The sequence below is a fragment of the Achromobacter sp. 1011811831 genome, from assembly GCF_059760905.1.
Map to the genome: position 1 here is coordinate 1 of NZ_JCBANG010000112.1, position 18,302 is coordinate 18,302.

The following is an 18,302-nucleotide window of genomic DNA, read 5'->3' on the forward strand; positions in this document are numbered from 1 at the left end:
GTTAGATTAGAATTGTATTTTTTTTTTTTTTACAAGCAGAAGACGGAATACGAGATTCCATGTTGCGTCTGGTGGGCTCGGAGTTGTGAATAAGAGACAGGATGCGCCTTGCGCGCATCAGCCCGTTTTCATTGGCGTGGGCGAGCGCAACGCGGCGCTGCGCCCGTGATACTCACCCAGGCAAGGCGCCTGCCTGGACCACGCCACCCTGCAGCACCGCCACATGGAAGCGCTTGTCGGCCGCCTTCGTGATGTCCTGGGTCGGATCGCCCTGTACCAGCAGCAGGTCGGCGGCGTTGCCGTCCTGGATGGCGCCGTGCCCGTCCATGCCCATCAGGTCGTGCCCGCGCGAGGTGCCCGCGACCAGCGCGTCCACCGGCGTCATGCCGAACTCCACCATGTAGGCCAGCTCCATGGCGTTCTCGCCATGCAGGTTGAACGGCGTGCCCGCGTCGGTGCCCATGGCGATGCGGCCGCCGGCCTTGTAGTACATCTGGATGGACTTGCGGTGGCGCTGTTCGACGGCGCGGGCCTTTTCCACCGCGTAGGCGGGGATGCCGTTGTCGGCATTGGCCACGATGTTGCGCACGGCGGCGATGGTGGGCACCAGGTAGGTCCGGGCCTCCAGCATCTCGCGCAGGCATTCCTCGTCCATGAAGATGCCGTGCTCGATGGAATCGATGCCGGCGCGCACGGCGTTCAGGATGCCTTCCGTGCCCTGCGCGTGGCTGGCCGTGCTCTTGCGAAAGCGCTTGGCCTCGTGCACGCCGGCCTTCATCTCGGCGAAGCTGTAGTGCGCGTCCATGGGGCTGACGCCCGGCGTCATGACGCCGCCGGTGGCCATGATCTTCACCAGGTCGCAGCCGGCATGGACCTGCTCGCGCACGGCCTTCACCACTTCCTCGCAGCCGTCGGCCACGCGGCCGATGCGGTTGCCGTGGCCGCCGGTCATGCAGATGATGCGGCCGGACGCCCTGATCGCCGGACCGGGAAAGACGCCGCGCGCGATGGCGTCGCGCACGCCGAATTCCAGGTAGTCCTTGCCGCCGCAGTCGCGCAGCGCGGTGACGCCGCCGCGCAGGCTGGCCTGCGCGTTCTCCAGCGCGGTCAGCGTGATCTGCGCCGGGCCCTGCTTGTTCATCTGCGCGTTGGGGTCGGGGCCGCCGGTGTAGACCAGGTGCACGTGACAGTCCGCCAGGCTGGGCATCAGCGTCATGCCGGCGGTGTCGACCTTGCGGCCGGCATAGCCTTCGAACTCGGCCGCCGGCGCCACGCGCGCGATGCGGCCGTCCTGGACCAGCACGCCGTGTCCGGCCAGGGTCTTGCCCAATCCATCGAATACCAGGCCGCCGATGAACAGGGTTTGCTGCGAGGTGCTCATGTCTCGTTCCTTGGTTCAGTGCATGCGGCCCTAGCCGGCCACGTCCAGCCCCTCGCGGGACATGGATTGCAGGCGCGGCATCAGGCCCAGCAGGTGTTGGCTATAGGGGTGTTGCGGGCGATCGAACAGGGTTTCCGTGTCCGCCACTTCCAGCAGTTCGCCATGGCGCATCACGCCGACGCGGTCGCACATCTGGCGGATCACAGGCAGGTCGTGGCTGATGAACAGCATGGTCAGGCCGAGCTGTTCCTGCAGGTCCTTGAGCAGGTTCAGGATCTGCGCCTGGATGGACACGTCCAGCGCCGAGGTGGGCTCGTCGCAGATCAGGAAGCGCGGACGCGTGGCCAGGGCGCGTGCGATGCAGATGCGCTGGCGCTGGCCGCCGGAGAATTCGTGCGGATAGCGCTGGGCGGCGCGCTCGCCCAGGCCTACCACGTCGAGCAGGTCGGCGACGATGCGGCGCGCCTGCGCCTCGCTGTCGGCCAGCCGGTGGAAGCGGATGGGCTCGGCGATGATGTCCAGCACGCGCATGCGCGGATTCAGCGAGGAATACGGATCCTGGAAGATCATCTGGATCTGGCGGCGGAAGGGATTGAGCTGCTTCTCGCCCTTGAGCGCGGTCAGGTCGGTGCCGCCGAAGTGCACCGATCCGGCCGACGGCGTGTACAGCCCGGAGATCAGCCGCGCGACCGTGGACTTGCCCGAGCCGGACTCGCCCACCAGGCCGAAGACCTCGCCCTCGCCGATGGCGAAGCCGACGTTCTTGACCGCGTCCAGCGTGCGCTGGTTGCGTTTCAGGAACGCGTTCTTGAGCACGAAGCGCATGCCCAGGCCGCGCACATCGACCAGCGGACCGTCGCCGCGCCCGCCGAAGTCGCGCCGCTGGCCCAGCCAGTGGGTGGCGATGTCCAGCGGCTGCGCCGGCGTCTTCACGTCCTCGATGTAGGTGACCAGCGGAAAGCGCGTGAGCTTGATGTCGGGCCGGGGCACGGCCGAGATCAGGCTGCGGGTGTAGGGATGGTCGGGATCGCCCAGGATCTTGGCGGTGGCGCCCTCTTCGACCAGCTTGCCGCGATACAGCACCGCCACGCGATCGGTCACGTCGGCGATCACGCCCATGTCGTGCGTGATGATGATCATGCCAACCTGCTCTTCGCGGCACAGCTTGCGCAGCAGCTCCAGGATCTGCGCCTGGATGGACACGTCCAGCGCCGTGGTCGGCTCGTCGGCGATGATGACTTCCGGCTCGCAGCACAGCGCCAGCGCGATCACCACGCGCTGCCGCATGCCGCCGGAGAACTGGTGCGGATACTGCTTGGCGCGCAGCTCGGGCTTGTCGATGCCGACCTGCGTCAGCAATTGCACGGCGCGCTTGGCGGCCTCGGCCTGGGACAGGTCCAGGTGCACCTGCATGGTTTCCACCAGCTGGCTTTCCACGGTCTGCAGCGGATCCAGCGAGGTCAGCGGATCCTGGAAGATCATGCCGATGCGCCGGCCGCGCACGCGGCGCTGCTGCGCCGGCGTCAGCGTGTCGATGCGTTCGCCGTTGAGCAACACCTGGCCGCCGGCCAGCCGGCCGGGCGCTTCCAGCAGGCCGATCACGGCGTTGCCGATGGTGGACTTGCCGGCGCCGGATTCGCCCACCACGCCCAGGATCTCGCCTTTCTCCAGGCTCAGGGACACGCCGTCCACCGCCACCATGGTGCCGCGGCGACTGGGAAATTCGATGCGGATGTCGTCGATGTTCAACAGGGCCATGATGTTCTCAGCGCAGCTTCGGATTGAGCGCGTCGCGCAGCCAGTCGCCCAGCAGGTTGACGGACAGCACCAGCGCCACCAGCACGATGCCGGGGAAGATGGAGATCCACCACATGCCCGAGAACAGGTAGCTGTTGCCGATGCGGATCAAGGTGCCCAGCGACGGCGCGGTCGGCGGCACGCCCACGCCCAGGAAGGACAGCGTGGCCTCGGTGATGATGGCCACGGCCAGGTGGATGGTGGCGATCACCAGCACCGGCCCCATCACGTTGGGCAGGATGTGGCGGCGCAGGATGGTGACGGGGCCGATGCCGATCAGGCGGGCGGCCTGCACGTATTCCTTGTTGCGCTCGACCAGCGTGGAGCCGCGCACGGTGCGCGCATACTGCACCCAGCCGGAGGTGCCGATGGCGAAGATCAATACGTACATCGCCAGCTCGTCGTGCATGTCGCGCGGCAGCAGCCCGCGCGCCACGCCGTCGATGAGCAGCGCCACCAGGATGGCGGGAAAGGACAGCTGCACGTCGGCGATGCGCATGATGAAGCTGTCCACGCGTCCGCCCGCGTAGCCGCTGATCAGGCCCAGCGTGACGCCCAGCACCATCGAGAACGCGACCGAGGCCAGGCCCACCAGCAGCGACACGCGCGAGCCGTAGAGCAGGGCAGAGAAGATGTCGCGGCCCTGGTCGTCGGTACCGAGCATGAAGGCCGCGCTGCCGCCCTCTTCCCAGGACGGCGGCGTATTGGCGTCGATGATGAGGACCTGACCCGGGTCGAAGGGATTCTGCGGGGCGATCAGCGGCGCGAACACCGCGCCGAGCACGATCAGCAGCGTGACGAGGGCGCCAATGACGGCGGCGGGCGAGCGCTTGAAGCTGTACCAGAGATCGCTGTCGGCGGCGCGCGCGAAGAAGGGGGCGATGCGGGCGGTCATGCGGATTCCTTTACGTTCGTCCTGGAAAGTGCCTGCCTTACTTGCTCTGCACGCGCAGGCGCGGGTCCACCGCGAAATACAGCAGGTCGACGATCAGGTTGATGACCACGAACATGAATGCGATCAGCACCAGGTAGGCCGCCATGACGGGGATGTCCACCGTGCTGATGGCCTGGATGAACAGCAGGCCCATGCCGGGCCACTGGAACACGGTCTCGGTGATGATGGCGAAGGCGATGATGGAGCCCAGCTGCAGGCCGGTGATGGTGATGACCGGCACCATGGTGTTCTTGAGCGCATGGCGGAAATTGATCAGCCGCTCCGGCAGGCCGCGGGCGCGTGCGAACTTGATGAAGTCGGCGCGCAGCACTTCCAGCATCTCGGCGCGCACCAGCCGCATGATCAGCGTCATCTGGAACAGCGCCAGCGTGATGGCGGGCATGATCAGCGCCAGCAGGCCGGACTTGGTCAGGAAGCCCGTGGTCCACCAGCCCAGCCCGACCACGTCGCCGCGCCCGAAGCTGGGCAGCCAGCGCAGCTGTACGCCGAAGAACAGGATCAGCAGGATGCCGATCAGGAAGGTGGGCAGGGAGATGCCGGCCAGCGAGATGGCCATGAAGGCCTTGGACAGCACGCCGTGACGCTTGAGCGCCGTGTAGATGCCCATGGGAATGCCCAGCGCCAGCGCCATGACGGCGGACACGAAGGACAGTTCCAGCGTGGCGGGCAGGCGTTCTTCCAGCAGTTCGCTGACCGGACGGCGGTGGCGGTAAGAGACGCCGAAGTCGCCGCGCGCGGCGTCGGCCACGAAGCGCGCGTACTGCACCACGAAGGGATCGTTCAGGCCCAGCTGCTCGCGCAGTTGTTCACGTTGTTCCGCCGTGGTGTCCTGGCCCACCATGGTGGCCAGGGGGTCGCCCACGTAGCGGAACATGGCGAAGGCGATCAACGCCACGGTGAGCATGACCAGCAGCGACTGGAAGAGTCGTTGCGCGATGAAGGAAAGCATGGGGTGTGGCCCTCAAGAAAGCCGGCGGCGGGGGCGGCCGTATCGCGATCCGGGCGGCCGAGGCCGCCCGGCAAAGGCTGCGCCCGATATCAGGGCAGCACGACGTCGCGCAGGTCGAGCACGTCGTCGGCGCGCTGGATGACCTTGATGTTGTCCTTCACGCCCCAGGACATGGGCTGCTGGTGCAGCGGCAGGTAGCCGTACTCGGCGCGCACGATGCCGAAGGCCTCCTTGATCATCGCGTTGCGCTTGGCCTGGTCGGTCTCGGTGCCGATCTGGGTGATCAGCTCGTCGACCTTCTTGTTGCAATAGCCGCCCAGGTTGAACTGGCCCGAGGCGGTCTTGGCGTCGCGGCAGCCGGCCAGGTTCAGCAGCGCGTTGTGCGCGTCGGTGGAGCTGGGCGTCCAGCCGAGCATGTACATGCTGGTCTGGTTGCCGGCCTGCAGCAGGATCTTGCCGAAGTACTTGGACTTGGTCTGCGCCAGCAGGTTGACCTTGATGCCCACGCGCGTCAGCATGCCGGCCACGGCCTGGCAGATCTTTTCGTCGTTGACGTAGCGGTCGTTGGGGCAGTCCATGGTGACGGAGAAGCCCTTGGGATAGCCGGCCTCGGCCAGCAGCTTCTTGGCGCGCTCGGGATCCGGCTTATACGGCGCGCCGTAGGACTCGTCATAGCCGTTGATCGAGGTGGCGACCAGCGAGCCCAGCGGCTTGGCCGCGCCGCGCATGATCTTGTCGTTGATGATCTTGGTGTCCACGGCCAGCACCACGGCCTCGCGCACCTTCGGATCCTTGAAGGGGTTCTTGCCCTTCACGTCCGAGAACAGCAGCTCGTCGCGGCTCTGGTCCATGCCGATGAAGATGGCGCGGGCCTCGGGCGCGGTCAGCGGCTTGACGCCCTTGGCGTCTTCCAGGCGTTTCCAGTCCTGCACCGGCACCGGCTGCACCAGGTCCATCTCGCCCGAGATCAGCGCGGCCACGCGCGTGGCTTCCTGCGTGATGGGCTGGAAGATGACCTCGTCGATATTGGTCTTGATGTTCTTGTTCCAGTAGCCGTCATAGCGCTTGAGCACGGTCTTCACGTCGGGCTGGCGCTCGGCCAGCATGAAGGGGCCGGTGCCGTTGGCGTGCAGGTTGGCGTAGTTGCCCTGGTTGTCGCCCTTGATGTTGGTGGCCTCGGTGGTCTTGTTCTTCTCGGACCACGTCTTGCTCATGATGTACAGGAAGGCCCATTCGCGCGGCAGGATGGGATTGGGCGCGGGCGTGGTGACTTCGACGGTGTAGTCGTCGATCTTCTTGATGTCGGACGCCTTGGCGCCGTAGCCCTTCATGTCGGAACCCGGCGTCAGGCTGCGCTTCCAGGTGAAGATCACGTCGTCGGCGGTGAAGGGCGAGCCGTCGTGAAACTTCACGCCCTTGCGCAGCTTGAAGATCCATTTGGTGGGCTCGGGGTTTTCCCAGCTTTCGGCCAGCAGCGGCGTCAGCTTCAGCTCGCCGTCGTAGCCGGCCAGCGTTTCGTAGATGTTGCCCTGGAAACCGAGCGTGAAAGTCTCGTTCAGCGCCATCGGGTCCATGGACGAGGCGTCGCCCTGGTACGACCAGTGGAAGGTCTTGGCCGCGGCGCCGGCGCTGAAGGCCAGCGAGGCGACCAGGGCCGCCGTCAGCGCAGCCTGTTTGAAAGCGGGGAAAGTACGCATAGCCCTGATGCTCCGTATGGTGCGCGGATCGCGCGGCAGAGGAATGGGCCCCGACCCCTGGAGGAGTCCGGGGCATGGCGTTGCTGCTTACGACGAGACGGAATTGGGGAATGGACGCCGCGCGACGCGGCATGCGGGTCGGCCGGCGGGAGCCTTGATGTACATCACTGCGCAGGACTTCGGCTTCACGATATACCCAACCCCATTTTGTGATTCATCGTCATGAGGGGGACGGACCCACGCCCATGCAGAAGGCATCTTATAGAGCCATTCTTTTAAGCGTCAATCGGTTTGGATTGGGGATAGTACGTGCTTGCCAGGGCGCATGAATGGTGTCTGAGCGCCAATCGGGCGGCCGCTGTCAGCCGGCCGTGGGCGCGTCGGCGGACAGCGTCCGCGCAAGCTCGCGCAGCATGGTCTTGCGGCGTTCGCTGTCCTCGTGGGACTGGCCCAGCGCCGACCATTCGGGCCGGCTGCGCGCTTCTTTCAGCGCGGCAGGCAAGGCGCCCTTGCGCAGGTCCTCGCCATCATGCGGGACGATCCGGATGGGCGTGCGCGCCGCATGGCCGCGATGTTCGAGCGCGGCGATCAGTTCGCGCTGGCGCAGCGCCAGGAGGCGCAGCACGGCGTCGTCCACGCTGATCTCGCGCCAGCCGCGCAGCTTGCCCGCCACGCGCTTGCCGAGCTTTTCCACGCCTTGCCACAGCCCGCCCGCGGCCGCGCCGATCAGCATGCCCGTGCCCAGGCTCAGGCCGGCGCTGAACAGGTCCACGGCCGCGCCAGCCATGGCGCCGGCGGCCGCGCCCATGCCCAGCTGCAGGCCCATGTCCTTGAGCGCCTGCGGATGGAACAGGTCCATGCCCCAGCGCTCGCCCTGCAGCGGCAATGCATCGGCGTCGATGTCGGATGGGCGGAAGTTGTACAGCGCCAGCAGCGCGGTGACGCAGGCCTGTTCGCGCTGGCGCGCCAGCGCGCGCAGGCGTTCGGCCGCCGCCGCCAGCGCGTCGGCGTCATTGGGGCTGGACAGGCGCAGCGCGGCCACGTCGATCAGCAGGTCGGCCAGCAGCTCGAAGGCGGCGGCGCGGCGTTCCCGACGCTGCCGCGAGAGCGCGTCGGACAGGCGCGCCAGCGCGGCGGCATGGCGGTCCAGCAGCACGGCGAGCCGGGCGTACAGCTGCTGTTCGCCGTCCAGCGCGGGCGCCACCGTGTCGAATTCCACCACTGCGTGCAGGCCCAGCCGGGCCAGCGCCGCGCGCCAGTCGGCGGCGCGATGCTGCGGTGCGTTGACGAAGTTCAGCACGGGCAGCAAGGGCCGGCCGCAGGCGGCCAGGATGTCGAGTTCGTCGCGGTGCTTGCCCAGCACCGGGTCGCGCGCGTCGATGACGTAGAGCGCCGCGTCGCAGTCCAGCATCTTGGCCAGCACGCGCGCTTCCTGTTCGTAGCGGCCGTGAGCTTCCGGCGTATCCAGGAAGCGGCGCACGCGCGCCGGTCCGTCCAGCCGTTCGCCGGGCGCCTCCAGCCGCTCCAGGTATTCCAGCAGCGAGATGCTGTCTTCCATGCCGGGCGTGTCGAACCATTCCAGCGCGTCGCCACCCTCGATGCGCAGGCGCGCGCCTTCGACGTGGCGCGTGGTGCCGGGGCTGTCGGCGACTTCGCCGAAGCGCGTGTCGCGCGTCAGCGTGCGCAGCAGCGAGGTCTTGCCGGTGTTGGTGTGCCCCACCACGGCGATGCGGATCAGGGAATCAGCCATGTCCGGTCTCCAGCCAGGCCAGCGAGTTGGCGGATGCCGCCAGCACGGCCTGCGGGGGCAGGCCCAGCGCCGCGAGCTGCGCGCGCCACAGCGGCGCGCGCGCCGGGCCGTCCTCGTGCGCGGGCATCAGCAGCCAGACGCGCGTCTGCTGCGCGTGCGCGGCCAGTTCGGCGATCAGCGTGAGCGTGCCGCGGTCCGGCGTCTGCCGGGCGTCGCAGGCGATCAGGAGGCGCGAGGCGGCGGCGTCGGCCAGCGCGTCGAGGATGCGGCGCCGTTCCTCGCGCGTGTCGAGCCGGCCGGCGATCTGGATGCCGGCGGGCGCGGCGGCCGGCGGCCAGGGCAGGTCGGACGGCAGTTCCAGCGCCAGCAGCACAGGGCGGCCGTCCAGGCCGGCAGGAGCCGGCGCGGGCAGGCGCGGCTCGTGCAGCGGGTCGACGGGGCGGTCCAGGCCGGTGGAGACCACGGCGGGTTCCAGCCGGTCGCGCAGCGCGGCGTGACCGGGCAGCGTGGGGTCGATGCGCAGGCCGGCGAGCCTGCGCCGCAGCACGACCAGGCACAGCAGCGCGGCGGCCAGCCTGGGCAGCACCCCATAGACGACCACCACGCCGATGAGCCACAGCGACCATTGCACCTGGGCGGCGGCCGGCAAGGTCTGGACGCCGTCGCTGGCGAGCACGGTGGCGGCGTCGGGCAACGGGAAGCCCGCCAGGCCCGGCAGCCAGCCGATCGCCTGGGTCAGCCAGACGAAAGTGTCCGGCGCGAGCAGCGTGGTGGCCCAGATGAAGCGATAGCTGGCGGTGGACAGCACCGTCAGCAGCGTCGCCAGGGCGGCGCACAGTCCCGTCAGCCAGAGCAGGTGGCTGACCGTGCCGAACAGCCAGCGCAGCGCGCCGGCGCGCGCCAGCAGATTGAGCAGGGCCTGGGGCGCCAGCGCCGTATCCGGGCCGCGCGCCAGCTTGCGCGTGATCCACAGCCAGAGCCGTCCCAGGCCGGTGGCGGCGGCCGGACGCAGCAGGAAGCTGGCCAGCCACAACAGGAAGGTCAGCGCGTGCAGGCCCAGCAGGGCGCCCAGCGCCCACAGCACGTTGACGGGCCGCGCGCCGTCGCCCAGCGCGCCCAGGGCCAGGCCGATGCCGGAGAACAGCGCCAGCGCGAACAGCGCGGCCAGCACGGCCAGCGCGCTGCGGGTCCAGGCCTGGAGCTGGGCGGGCAGTTGTTCGCGTTCGGCGAGCCGGTGGGCGCGGACCAGGATGCGGGCCGGCAGGCCGCCCTCGGCGCGGCGCGCGGCGCGCACGGCCTCGGTGTCTTCGAGCGGGCCCCAATGGGTTTCGCGCAGGCGGATGATCTCGGCGAGCCAGTACTCGCGCAGCGGGCGGCGGGAGGCGTCGTCCAGGGGCATGGGCAGGTTCGGACCAGGTTGCCACAGCGGCGCGGGGCCGCGGCGGGCGGTGCCCCATTGTAGGGGAGATGCGCGCCGGCTCAGCGCCCGGCGCGGGCGCTGCGGTACTGGCCTGGCGTGACGCCGGCCGCGTCGCGGAAGACCCGCGACAGATGGCTGGCGCTGCCGAAGCCGCTGGCCTGCGCGACCCCGGCCAGGTCGCCCTTGCCGGCGGTCAGCAGGGCCTTGGCGCGCTCGATCCGGCGCGCGCGCACCCAGGCGTGCGGCGGTTCGCCGAAGGAGGCGTGGAACATGCGCGCGAAGTGATAGGTGGACAGCGCCGCCACGCCGGCCAGCTCAGCCAGCGTGAGCGGGGCGTCCAGGTGCGCGTCCACGTAGTCCATGACGCGCCGGCGCACGGCGGGGGCCAGGCCGCCGCGTGCGGGTTGCGGCGTCTTGCGCGACACGCCCTGGTGCAGCAGCTGGTGCAGCACGGTCTCGGCGGCGCTGCTGGCCGCCAGTCGTTGATCGGGGCGGCTCCAGTCCGCGCCCAGCAGCGAGCGGCAGACGTCGGTCAGCGAGTCGTCGTGGATGTAGGTGCGGTCGCGCAGTTCCAGCGCGCGCGGCTCGCAGTCCAGACGCATGACGGCTTCGCGGGCCAGCCGCTCGGGCGCGATGTACAGGTGCAGGAAGCGCACGTTGTCGTTCATGCTCCAGCGCGAGTAATGCTCGGCGGGCAGCACGCAGAACTTGCCCGCGCCGCCGTGCAGCGAGTCCAGGCCGACGCGGAAGGATTTTTCGCCGCCGCGCAGGTACAGCGACAGGGTATGGTGGCCGGGCATGTCGTAGCCCAGCGTTTCGCGGGCGCTGCGCGACCATTGCGAGATCGCCAGGCCCTCGCCGAGCGTGGCCGCGCGTTCCAGCGTCGCGGTGGAGCCGGACAGGGTGCGGAAGACGGAGAAATCGGCTGGTGCCGACGCGACGGTGCCCATGGAAATCACATGCTACTGCGATCGCGCGCGCCGCGCGCGGGCGCGCGAGCAATAAGCGCAAGAAACGGCAATCGCCGCCGGGTCGGGCGGCGCACACTATGAGCGCACGGCGGCCTGCCGCCGGATTTGCATGTCCCCTATTTTCTTGCCACGCGCCGCATCGTGAATCTATTCCTGTATCTCCTGACCGTCATCATCTGGGGCACCACCTGGATCGCCATCAAGCTGCAACTCGGCGTGGTGGCGATTCCCGTGTCCATCTTCTACCGCTTCGCGCTGGCGGGCCTGGTGCTGTTCGCCGGCCTGCTGCTGCTGGGCAAGCTGCAGAAGCTGGACCGGCGCGGGCATCTGATGTGCCTGGGACAGGGCCTGTGCCTGTTCTGTTTGAACTTCCTGTGCTTCTACACCGCCACGCAATGGATCCCCAGCGGGCTGGTATCGGTGGTGTTCTCCGCCGCCACGCTGTGGAACGCGTTGAATGCCCGCCTGTGGTTCGGCACCCGCGTCGCGCCGCGCGTGATGCTGGCCGGCGCGCTGGGCTTCACGGGCCTGGTGCTGCTGTTCTGGCCCGAACTGGCCAGCCAGCAGGCCAGCCACGAGACGCTGCTGGGCCTGGGCTTCGCGCTGCTGGGCACGTTCTGCTTCTCGACGGGCAACATGCTGTCATCGCTGCAGCAGCGCAACGGCATCCGGCCGTTGACCGGCAACGCCTACGGCATGCTGTACGGGGCAGCCATCCTGCTGGCGGGCTGCGTCGCGACCGGCCAGCCCTTCCGCTTCGACACTTCCACGCCTTATGTGGGCGCCCTGCTCTATCTGGCGATACCGGGGTCGGTGATCGGCTTCACGGCCTACCTGACGCTGGTGGGCCGCATGGGGCCGGCGCGCGCGGCCTATTGCACGGTGCTGTTCCCGGTGGTGGCGCTGTCGGTCTCGACCTATGCGGAAGGCTATCAGTGGACGATGCCGGCGCTGCTGGGGCTGGCCCTGGTGATGCTGGGCAATCTGCTGGTCTTCACCAAGTGGACGCCCTTCGCGCGCCGGGCGGTGGCCTGAGACGCGTCAGCCCTGGCGCGGCAACTGTCGCAGCGCGTCCAGCAGGCGGCCGATCTCGTCCTGCGTGGTCAGGTAGCTGACCGAGGCCCGCGCGATCTGCGCCAGCCCGCGCGCTGTCATGTCCAGCGGCGTGTAGCTCACGCCGTTGCTGCCGATGGTCACGCCCTGTGCGGCCAGCGCGCGCTGCACCGCCGGCGCGTCCAGGCCCGCCACATTGAACGACACCAGCCCCGAGCGTTCGCGGCCCTGGTCCAGCACTGTGATGCCGGGCAGCGCGGCCAGTTCGGCGCGCAGGCCCTGGGCGATGGCGTCGACGCGGGCGCGGATCGCATCCAGGCCGATGTCCAGCGCCTCGCGCAGCGCATTGGCCAGCCCGCAGCGCAGCGCCAGCGACGCTTCCGCCGATTCCAGCCGCGCCGCGTCCGGACGCAGCATGGGCGCGCCGTCGGGACCCAGCGGCGCGCTGTGGGTGTCGACCCAGGCCGGCGTGAGCCTGGGCAGGAAATCGCGCCGCACATACAGCAGGCCGGTGCCGCGCGGGCCGCGCAGCGCCTTGCGTCCGGCGCCGGCCAGCACGTCGCAGCCGACCTGCTCCACGTCGATGGGCAACTGGCCCACGGCCTGGGCGGCGTCCACGAAATAGGCGATGCCGTGTTCGCGCGCCACCGCGCCGATCGCGGCGGCCGGATTGATCAGGCCGCCGTTGGCGGGCAGCCAGGTCAGCGCGATCAGGCGCACGCGTTCGTCCAGCATGGCGCGCAGCGCCTCGGGATCGACGCAGCCGTCCTGGTCCGACGGAACGGTCTCCACGCGCGCGCCCGCGCGCTCGGCGAGCAGCCGCATGCAGGCGAGATTGCCGCCCCATTCGTGCCGGCCCACCAGGATGCGGTCGCCGGGCCGCCACGGATTGGCCGTCGCGAACGCGGCAAAGGCCGCGCCCCAGCCGGGCGAATTGCCGCCGGTGAGCGCGATCTCGTCCGGCTGCGCATTGAACAGCCGCGCCGCCAGGGCGCGCGCCGATTCGGTCTCCGCGCGCGCGGCCACGCCGGCTTCCATCGGGCCGCGTTCGGCTTCGCGCAGCAGGTGCGCGCGGATCGCATCCAGCGTGCCGTTCGACGGCAGCGAGGACCCCGCGTGGTTGAAATGGATGGCGCTGCGCGTGCCGGGAGTGGCGGCGCGCAGCGCTGCTACGTCGTGGTCGGTCAGGATCGAGGTCATGGCGGCGGATGATGAGACGGGCGCGGCGCGCCTGGGCCGGCGGGACTGCCCGGCGCGTGCCGCGCTTCAGGTGTGAGACGGACTCAGGCGGCCGTCAGCGCGACCACGGCTTCGATCTCGACGGCCACGCCTTGCGGCAGCGCGGCCACGCCGACGGCGCTGCGCGAGTGGCGGCCGGCGTCGCCGAACACCGCCACCATCAGGTCCGAGGCGCCGTTGGCGACGATGCTCTGGCGGCTGAAATCCGGCGCGCTGGCGACGAACACGCCCAGCTTCACCACACGCGCCACGCGGTCCAGGCGGTCGCCGGTGGCAGCAGCGATCTGCGACAGCACGCCCAGCGCCGACAGCCGGGCGGCTTCCACGCCGTCGGCCTCGGACACCGCGCCGCCGAGCTGGCCCAGATAGGCGGCCTGGCCGTTCTTGCGCGAGATCTGGCCCGAGATATAGAGCAGATTGCCTTCCTGCACGTAGGACACGTAGTTGGCGGCGGGGGCGGAGGCGGTTTCGAGCGTCAGGCCGAGTTCGGCGACGCGGGCGGAAATGGTGCGGGACATGGATTACCTGCCTGAAAAGGGAATGAAGGGAAAAGGAGCGTTCCAGCTTCAGGCCATGCTATCGGCCCGGGGTCGCCTTGACCAATCAATTTTCCCCGGGCACACATGAATAAAAGTAATGCGTTGCCGGGGCGAGGCGCCATGTCCGACGCCGTTCCCGGGACGCAAGGCGGCCGCCACGGCGGCAAGCGTTGCGGAATGGCGGGGATCAGGCCGGCGCGCCGGCTTGCGCGGCCGCCTCGACCAGCCAGTCGTGCAGCGTCTGCACGTCGGGATCCGCCGCGCCCCGGGGCGTGACCAGCCACCAGCCGATGCGCGGATCGTCCAGCGCCAGGCCGGGCAAGGCCTCGACCAGCGCGCCGCTGGCCAGCTGCGCGGCGATCATGCGGTGCCGGCCCATCGCGACGCCCTGGCCCGCCAGCGCCGCCTCGATGACGATGTTGTAGTCGTGCAGCGGCACGTTCTGCGCGCCGCCCAGGTCCACGCCCGCGAGCCGCGCCCAGGCGGGCCATTCGAAGGGATTGTGGGAGTGCGAAGTCAGCAGCGGATGGCGCAGCAGGTCTTGCGGCGCGCGCGGGCGTTTCCGGCCGGCGATCAGCGACGGCGCGCAGACCACGGACAGGCGCTCGCGCATCAACAGGCGCGCGCGCACGCCGGGCCAGGTCCCCCGGCCGTAGCGGATGGCGGCGTCGACCTCGCCGCCGGCGACGTCCGCCAGGCCAATGTCGGGTTGCAGCTGCAGTTCGATATCGGGATGCGCGGCGCCGAACGCCGGCAACCGTGGCGCCAGCCAGCGCGTGGCGAAGGATGACAGCAGGCCGATCCTGAGCCGGCGGCGCGGGCGCTGTGGCGCGCGGATTTCCTCGGTGCCCTGGCGCAGCAGCTCGAACGCGGCATGCACGCGCTCGTAGTAGGCCTGCCCCGCGGGCGTCAGCGCCACGGCGCGCGTGCGGCGTTCGAACAGCGCGGCGCCGAGTTCGGCTTCCAGCTTCTGGATGTGATGGCTGATCGCGCTTTGCGTGACGTACAGCTCCTCCCCCGCCAGGCTGAAGCTCAGGCGCCGGGCCGCGGCCTCGAAGGCGCGCAGGGAAACCAGGGCGGGCAGGGATCGCAGGGAGCGCATGGCGGCATGACGGATGGCTGGGGCCGGAACGGGGCCGGCGGATGCGCGTCATGCTACGCCTGGCCGGTGCAAATGCAAAAAGCCCGCAACCTGGGTTGCGGGCTCTTCAGGGGTACTGCGGGTACTGCGAAATCTTGGCTCCCCGAGCTGGGCTCGAACCAGCGACCTGCGGATTAACAGTCCGTCGCTCTACCGACTGAGCTATCGGGGAACAGGTAGAGGGGGCGAATTATGCACAAATTTTTCGAGGAATGCAAAACGGCGGATGCGGGCCGTTGGAAACACGCCATGTCCGACGGATGCCGGTACTTCAGGCCGGGGTGCGGCCTATGTCTTCGACAGCAACAGCCTGATGCCTGCATAGGCGAAGGCCACGGACAGGATCCCTTCTATCCAGCGCTTCGACTTCTGGTAGGTCCGGACCATCAGCGGCGTGGAAAACACCAATGCGTATCCGCCAAAGACAAGCACGCCGAGCATCGCGCAACCCGCGATGATGGCCTGGAACGAGTACGCGGGCGAGTCGGCTCGCAGCCCCAGGGACATGATGGCGATCCAGGCCAGCACGGCCTTTGGATTGGTGAGGTGCAGCAGGACGCCACGGCGATAGAGCTGCCGCTTGCTCGACGTCGCGCCGCCTGCTGCGGACGACGGGCGTCCCGCCGTGAGCGCCGACCTGGCCGCTTTCCAGGCCAGATAGAGCAGGTACAGGCCGCCGGCGATCTTGATGACGAACAGCGCATCGGCATAGCTCGCCAGGAGCGCGGAGATGCCCGTGGCCGCGAGGACCGCCCAGAACATGCTGCCGGTCGTGACGCCCAGCGCCAGGGCCAGGGCCGATGCGCGGCCCTGGCTCATCGCCACGCCCATGATGGCCATGTTGCTGGGACCGGGACTCGCGGTGGCGATCAGATAGGTCGCGTAGACGGGCAGCAGCTGTTGCAGGTGTTCGATGACCATGGCCTTGGGCCTCGCGATGGCGGGACTGGCCGTCCCGGTGTGCTAGACGATGTCGCCCCGATGGACCAGGTGAATCTTGTTGCCGTCGGGATCGCGCAGGTAGGCGCCATAGTAGCCGTCGCCGTAGTGGGGCCGGGGGCCCGGGGCGCCTTCATCGGCGCCGCCGGCGGCAAGCCCGGCGGCATGCGCCTGTTTCACCGCTTCTGCATCGGGGGCGAGGAACGCCACCATGCTGCCATTGCCCACGGTGGCCGGCTTGCGGTCAAACGGCGAGTAGGCGTAGAACCGTGGCAGCGTCGATCCGGGGATGACCCAGCAGCGCGACTCGGGGCCGCCATCGGGCGTGACGGGCCGCTGGCGCAGGCCTAGCGGCTGCAGGATCGCGTCGTAGAACACAGATGCGCGAGTCAGGTCGCTGACGCCGACCGTGATGTGGCTGAACATGAATCTGCGTCTCCAGGTTGCGGGGAGAATCCGTTGGTGCGGTGAAAGGAATCGCACTGTTGCTTAAAAGCCGCATGAATACTCGGCCTGCCAATTTTCCCTTTTCAAGATACCAACAAAAATACCATCAAGCTGACGGGGCTGGAATTGTGTCAGCGCTGTATTCGGGGGGGGGCTACGCTCATGTGGTCCGATCGGGCTGGAGTAGGTCCAGAACGTCTACTTCCAAGGCGCTGGCTAGCCGTTCCAGACCGTCGATCGAAATATTCGTCACGCATCGTTCCAGTTGCGATATGTAGGTCCGATGAAAGTCGGCTTGCTCGGCAAGGGCTTCCTGGCTGATGCCTCGGGCGGCGCGATAGCGCTTCAAGTTGGCCGAAATACGGCGGCGGGCATCTCCCGGCACGGGAACTGGCGGCTTCGTCATGCCGCTGAGATTCGCTTATCCCCGTCCTGTACTCTACAGATTTACAATCTACTGCTTTTAAATCTCATCAAAGCGGAGCGAAAAAAATGAAATACAGGGCTTGGTTTTTCCTGGTGACCGGCACGCTGGCCGGGTGCAGTACGACTTGGCACAACGCGAGTATCAGTGACCCGTCTATCCTGGCCCGCCAGCTGGCGATTGACGAGGGGTACTGCACGCGTGTTGCAGCAGGGGCTGCCCCAATGCCCGAAATACGGCTCGATACTTCCTCGCAACAAAGCTACGCCGTCGCCGGCACGACAACCACGTTGGGTCCAAACGGCCCGCAGACCAGTTTTCATTCCGGAACAATCACTCCCACCAACAACTTTGGGAGTGGCTTCTCGTCAGGGCTTTCTCAAGGTGCGGCGTTGGGCGCAACCATTCGGGCCAGGCGAGAGCGAGATGCCGTCATAAAAGGCTGCATGTTCAATTTGGGATGGACAGATACGGCAAGGCCAGCATCAGCGGGCACCGACAGTCAGCCGACTAGGCCTCCGAGCATACAGTCGCCCGCTGTTCCTGCTACCGCGCCGCGAGACGCCGCAGGTACGGCAGCGCCGAAGCATGAAGATTCCGCCAATCTATCCTGTGACCAATGGGTAAACGATGTAGCAGTGGTCGTTGACTCGGCGCAGGCGAACGGCATGAAACGCGAAGACCTTGCACGCGCCAGCCAAGACTACTTAACTACGGTGAACGCTTCTGGTCGGGACCATTTGATATTCGGCTACATCATTAGCGCGCGCTATCAAATCTCTTCGACGGAACTTTCATCGGAGAACTTTCCTCGATTTATCCGATGGGAATGTGAAAAAGACTGGTCTGGCATAGGCCTCGGGAAATCATAAAATCTGGCAAGAAGCCGTCGGTATGAACTGTTGCCCCTACGCCCAAGTACAGGCGTGAGCGCAACGGTTCAATCAACACTCTCTGCCATCCAACGCGCAGCACGGCTCGTATCTAGCACCTACGCTATCGTAGTGGTCGCAAGTGCAGGCATGGGTATCGACTCCGGCTTATCGGATTTCCGCGGACGCGACGGTTTTTAGCAGGCCTATCTGGCCGGGCCGAAGTTCTGTTCCGCGACGGCGCAGCGCAGGCCGAACGCGAATTCACGCCGCGCACCAGGCATGCCAGCCTTGAAAGCGAAATCAGGGTGTATGTCCGCGAACAGGCGAAGCAAGCGGACGGCCCGACGAAGGTGCGCGCGGCGATGCTCGAAAGCAAGGGCGTTGCCGCCATCATCTTCCATTCGCCCAGCTTCCTTGTGGGCATCAACGCCGAAACGCATTCGAAGCTTCATTACGACGAGACCGAACGTTGGGTGCCTGACACCTACAAGCGCAAGACCGACAGCATCGCGCTTCGGGAACTCGCGCCCAAGTTCGACAAGGCTATCGGCAGTGTTCGCAGCAGTTTCTACAACCCGACGCTTGCGACGAAAGTTCCGGTAATCCCCCCCTAGAAGCGTCGCATCCAGAAGTAGAATTTTCTCGTTGAGGAGTTCTACAGCATGAAGAAGTCGAGATTCACAGACAGCCAGATCATCGAAGCGATCAAGCGGGCCGAGGCAGGC

Annotated in this window: 17 protein-coding genes and 1 tRNA gene; 2 read left to right on the forward strand and 16 right to left on the reverse strand. The window is 67.9% G+C overall.

Annotation, left to right across the window (positions count from 1 at the left end; all coding sequences use genetic code 11):
- Nucleotides 1–172: 172 nt before the first annotated feature.
- The 8 genes from AC6LJ9_RS27400 to AC6LJ9_RS27435 all read right to left on the reverse strand — a co-directional run bounded on the left by AC6LJ9_RS27400 (nt 173) and on the right by AC6LJ9_RS27435 (nt 10,899).
- Nucleotides 173–1,381, reverse strand: coding sequence for a metal-dependent hydrolase family protein (locus tag AC6LJ9_RS27400; protein ID WP_498149992.1), 1,209 nt, complete (start codon nt 1,379–1,381; stop codon nt 173–175).
- A gap of 30 nt (nt 1,382–1,411) precedes the next feature.
- Nucleotides 1,412–3,139, reverse strand: coding sequence for a dipeptide ABC transporter ATP-binding protein (locus AC6LJ9_RS27405; protein ID WP_498149993.1), 1,728 nt, complete (start codon nt 3,137–3,139; stop codon nt 1,412–1,414).
- Nucleotides 3,140–3,146: 7 nt separating this feature from the next.
- The gene (locus AC6LJ9_RS27410) at nt 3,147–4,073 is read right to left on the reverse strand and encodes an ABC transporter permease (RefSeq protein WP_498149994.1); all 927 of its coding nucleotides are present in this window, start codon (nt 4,071–4,073) and stop codon (nt 3,147–3,149) included.
- Between the two features lie 37 nt (nt 4,074–4,110).
- Nucleotides 4,111–5,082 carry an ABC transporter permease gene (locus AC6LJ9_RS27415; protein ID WP_498149995.1) on the reverse strand — a complete coding sequence of 324 codons (972 nt, stop codon included), beginning with the start codon at nt 5,080–5,082 and terminating at the stop codon, nt 4,111–4,113.
- Between the two features lie 89 nt (nt 5,083–5,171).
- Nucleotides 5,172–6,779, reverse strand: a complete 1,608-nt coding sequence (locus AC6LJ9_RS27420) for an ABC transporter substrate-binding protein (RefSeq protein ID WP_103271961.1) — start codon at nt 6,777–6,779, stop codon at nt 5,172–5,174.
- A gap of 361 nt (nt 6,780–7,140) precedes the next feature.
- Entirely contained in the window at nt 7,141–8,529 is a 1,389-nt protein-coding gene (locus AC6LJ9_RS27425; protein WP_498149996.1) for a GTPase/DUF3482 domain-containing protein, read from the reverse strand.
- Nucleotides 8,522–9,928 (reverse strand): DUF2868 domain-containing protein, encoded by a 1,407-nt coding sequence (locus AC6LJ9_RS27430; protein ID WP_498149997.1) that lies wholly within the window; start codon nt 9,926–9,928, stop codon nt 8,522–8,524. The genes AC6LJ9_RS27425 and AC6LJ9_RS27430 overlap by 8 nt, the downstream gene beginning before the upstream one ends.
- Nucleotides 9,929–10,008: 80 nt before the next feature.
- The gene (locus AC6LJ9_RS27435) at nt 10,009–10,899 is read right to left on the reverse strand and encodes a helix-turn-helix domain-containing protein (protein ID WP_498149998.1); all 891 of its coding nucleotides are present in this window, start codon (nt 10,897–10,899) and stop codon (nt 10,009–10,011) included.
- 162 nt (nt 10,900–11,061) lie between these two features.
- Here AC6LJ9_RS27435 and AC6LJ9_RS27440 point away from each other — a divergent pair, with 162 nt between their 5' ends.
- On the forward strand, nt 11,062–11,955 hold the full coding sequence (locus tag AC6LJ9_RS27440; protein ID WP_212313406.1) for a DMT family transporter: 894 nt from the start codon (nt 11,062–11,064) through the stop codon (nt 11,953–11,955).
- 6 nt (nt 11,956–11,961) lie between these two features.
- On the opposite strand, the gene AC6LJ9_RS27445 is transcribed toward AC6LJ9_RS27440, so the two are convergent.
- The 7 genes from AC6LJ9_RS27445 to AC6LJ9_RS27475 all read right to left on the reverse strand — a co-directional run bounded on the left by AC6LJ9_RS27445 (nt 11,962) and on the right by AC6LJ9_RS27475 (nt 16,684).
- Entirely contained in the window at nt 11,962–13,173 is a 1,212-nt protein-coding gene (locus tag AC6LJ9_RS27445) for an aminotransferase class V-fold PLP-dependent enzyme (RefSeq protein ID WP_498149999.1), read from the reverse strand.
- An 83-nt stretch (nt 13,174–13,256) separates the two neighbouring features.
- A complete protein-coding gene (locus tag AC6LJ9_RS27450) occupies nt 13,257–13,730 on the reverse strand; it encodes a RidA family protein (protein WP_103271966.1) in 474 nt (157 codons plus the stop codon).
- A gap of 208 nt (nt 13,731–13,938) precedes the next feature.
- Complete coding sequence (gene gcvA / locus AC6LJ9_RS27455; protein WP_498150000.1) at nt 13,939–14,853, reverse strand: transcriptional regulator GcvA; 915 nt, start codon at nt 14,851–14,853, stop codon at nt 13,939–13,941.
- A 135-nt stretch (nt 14,854–14,988) separates the two neighbouring features.
- Nucleotides 14,989–15,064, reverse strand: a tRNA-Asn gene (locus tag AC6LJ9_RS27460).
- A 116-nt stretch (nt 15,065–15,180) separates the two neighbouring features.
- Entirely contained in the window at nt 15,181–15,813 is a 633-nt protein-coding gene (locus tag AC6LJ9_RS27465) for a LysE family translocator (protein WP_498150001.1), read from the reverse strand.
- A 42-nt stretch (nt 15,814–15,855) separates the two neighbouring features.
- The gene (locus tag AC6LJ9_RS27470) at nt 15,856–16,257 is read right to left on the reverse strand and encodes a VOC family protein (protein WP_498150002.1); all 402 of its coding nucleotides are present in this window, start codon (nt 16,255–16,257) and stop codon (nt 15,856–15,858) included.
- A gap of 181 nt (nt 16,258–16,438) precedes the next feature.
- Nucleotides 16,439–16,684, reverse strand: a complete 246-nt coding sequence (locus AC6LJ9_RS27475) for a helix-turn-helix domain-containing protein (RefSeq protein WP_498150003.1) — start codon at nt 16,682–16,684, stop codon at nt 16,439–16,441.
- An 86-nt stretch (nt 16,685–16,770) separates the two neighbouring features.
- On the opposite strand from AC6LJ9_RS27475, the gene AC6LJ9_RS27480 reads away from it, so the two are divergent.
- A complete protein-coding gene (locus AC6LJ9_RS27480) occupies nt 16,771–17,574 on the forward strand; it encodes a hypothetical protein (RefSeq protein ID WP_498150004.1) in 804 nt (267 codons plus the stop codon).
- Between the two features lie 206 nt (nt 17,575–17,780).
- Here AC6LJ9_RS27480 and AC6LJ9_RS27485 read toward each other — a convergent pair.
- The coding region (locus AC6LJ9_RS27485) for a hypothetical protein (RefSeq protein ID WP_498150005.1) at nt 17,781–18,302 on the reverse strand (522 nt) is incomplete at its 5' end.

Bases quoted from the DNA above. Each gene is read 5' to 3' on its own strand.
- AC6LJ9_RS27400 (WP_498149992.1), bottom strand. From the start codon at position 1,381: ATGAGCACCTCGCAGCAAACCCTGTTCATCGGCGGCCTGGTATTCGAT.
- AC6LJ9_RS27405 (WP_498149993.1), bottom strand. From the start codon at position 3,139: ATGGCCCTGTTGAACATCGACGACATCCGCATCGAATTTCCCAGTCGC.
- AC6LJ9_RS27410 (WP_498149994.1), bottom strand. From the start codon at position 4,073: ATGACCGCCCGCATCGCCCCCTTCTTCGCGCGCGCCGCCGACAGCGAT.
- AC6LJ9_RS27415 (WP_498149995.1), bottom strand. From the start codon at position 5,082: ATGCTTTCCTTCATCGCGCAACGACTCTTCCAGTCGCTGCTGGTCATG.
- AC6LJ9_RS27420 (WP_103271961.1), bottom strand. From the start codon at position 6,779: ATGCGTACTTTCCCCGCTTTCAAACAGGCTGCGCTGACGGCGGCCCTG.
- AC6LJ9_RS27425 (WP_498149996.1), bottom strand. From the start codon at position 8,529: ATGGCTGATTCCCTGATCCGCATCGCCGTGGTGGGGCACACCAACACC.
- AC6LJ9_RS27430 (WP_498149997.1), bottom strand. From the start codon at position 9,928: ATGCCCCTGGACGACGCCTCCCGCCGCCCGCTGCGCGAGTACTGGCTC.
- AC6LJ9_RS27435 (WP_498149998.1), bottom strand. From the start codon at position 10,899: ATGGGCACCGTCGCGTCGGCACCAGCCGATTTCTCCGTCTTCCGCACC.
- AC6LJ9_RS27445 (WP_498149999.1), bottom strand. From the start codon at position 13,173: ATGACCTCGATCCTGACCGACCACGACGTAGCAGCGCTGCGCGCCGCC.
- AC6LJ9_RS27450 (WP_103271966.1), bottom strand. From the start codon at position 13,730: ATGTCCCGCACCATTTCCGCCCGCGTCGCCGAACTCGGCCTGACGCTC.
- gcvA (WP_498150000.1), bottom strand. From the start codon at position 14,853: ATGCGCTCCCTGCGATCCCTGCCCGCCCTGGTTTCCCTGCGCGCCTTC.
- AC6LJ9_RS27465 (WP_498150001.1), bottom strand. From the start codon at position 15,813: ATGGTCATCGAACACCTGCAACAGCTGCTGCCCGTCTACGCGACCTAT.
- AC6LJ9_RS27470 (WP_498150002.1), bottom strand. From the start codon at position 16,257: ATGTTCAGCCACATCACGGTCGGCGTCAGCGACCTGACTCGCGCATCT.
- AC6LJ9_RS27475 (WP_498150003.1), bottom strand. From the start codon at position 16,684: ATGACGAAGCCGCCAGTTCCCGTGCCGGGAGATGCCCGCCGCCGTATT.
- AC6LJ9_RS27480 (WP_498150004.1), top strand. From the start codon at position 16,771: ATGAAATACAGGGCTTGGTTTTTCCTGGTGACCGGCACGCTGGCCGGG.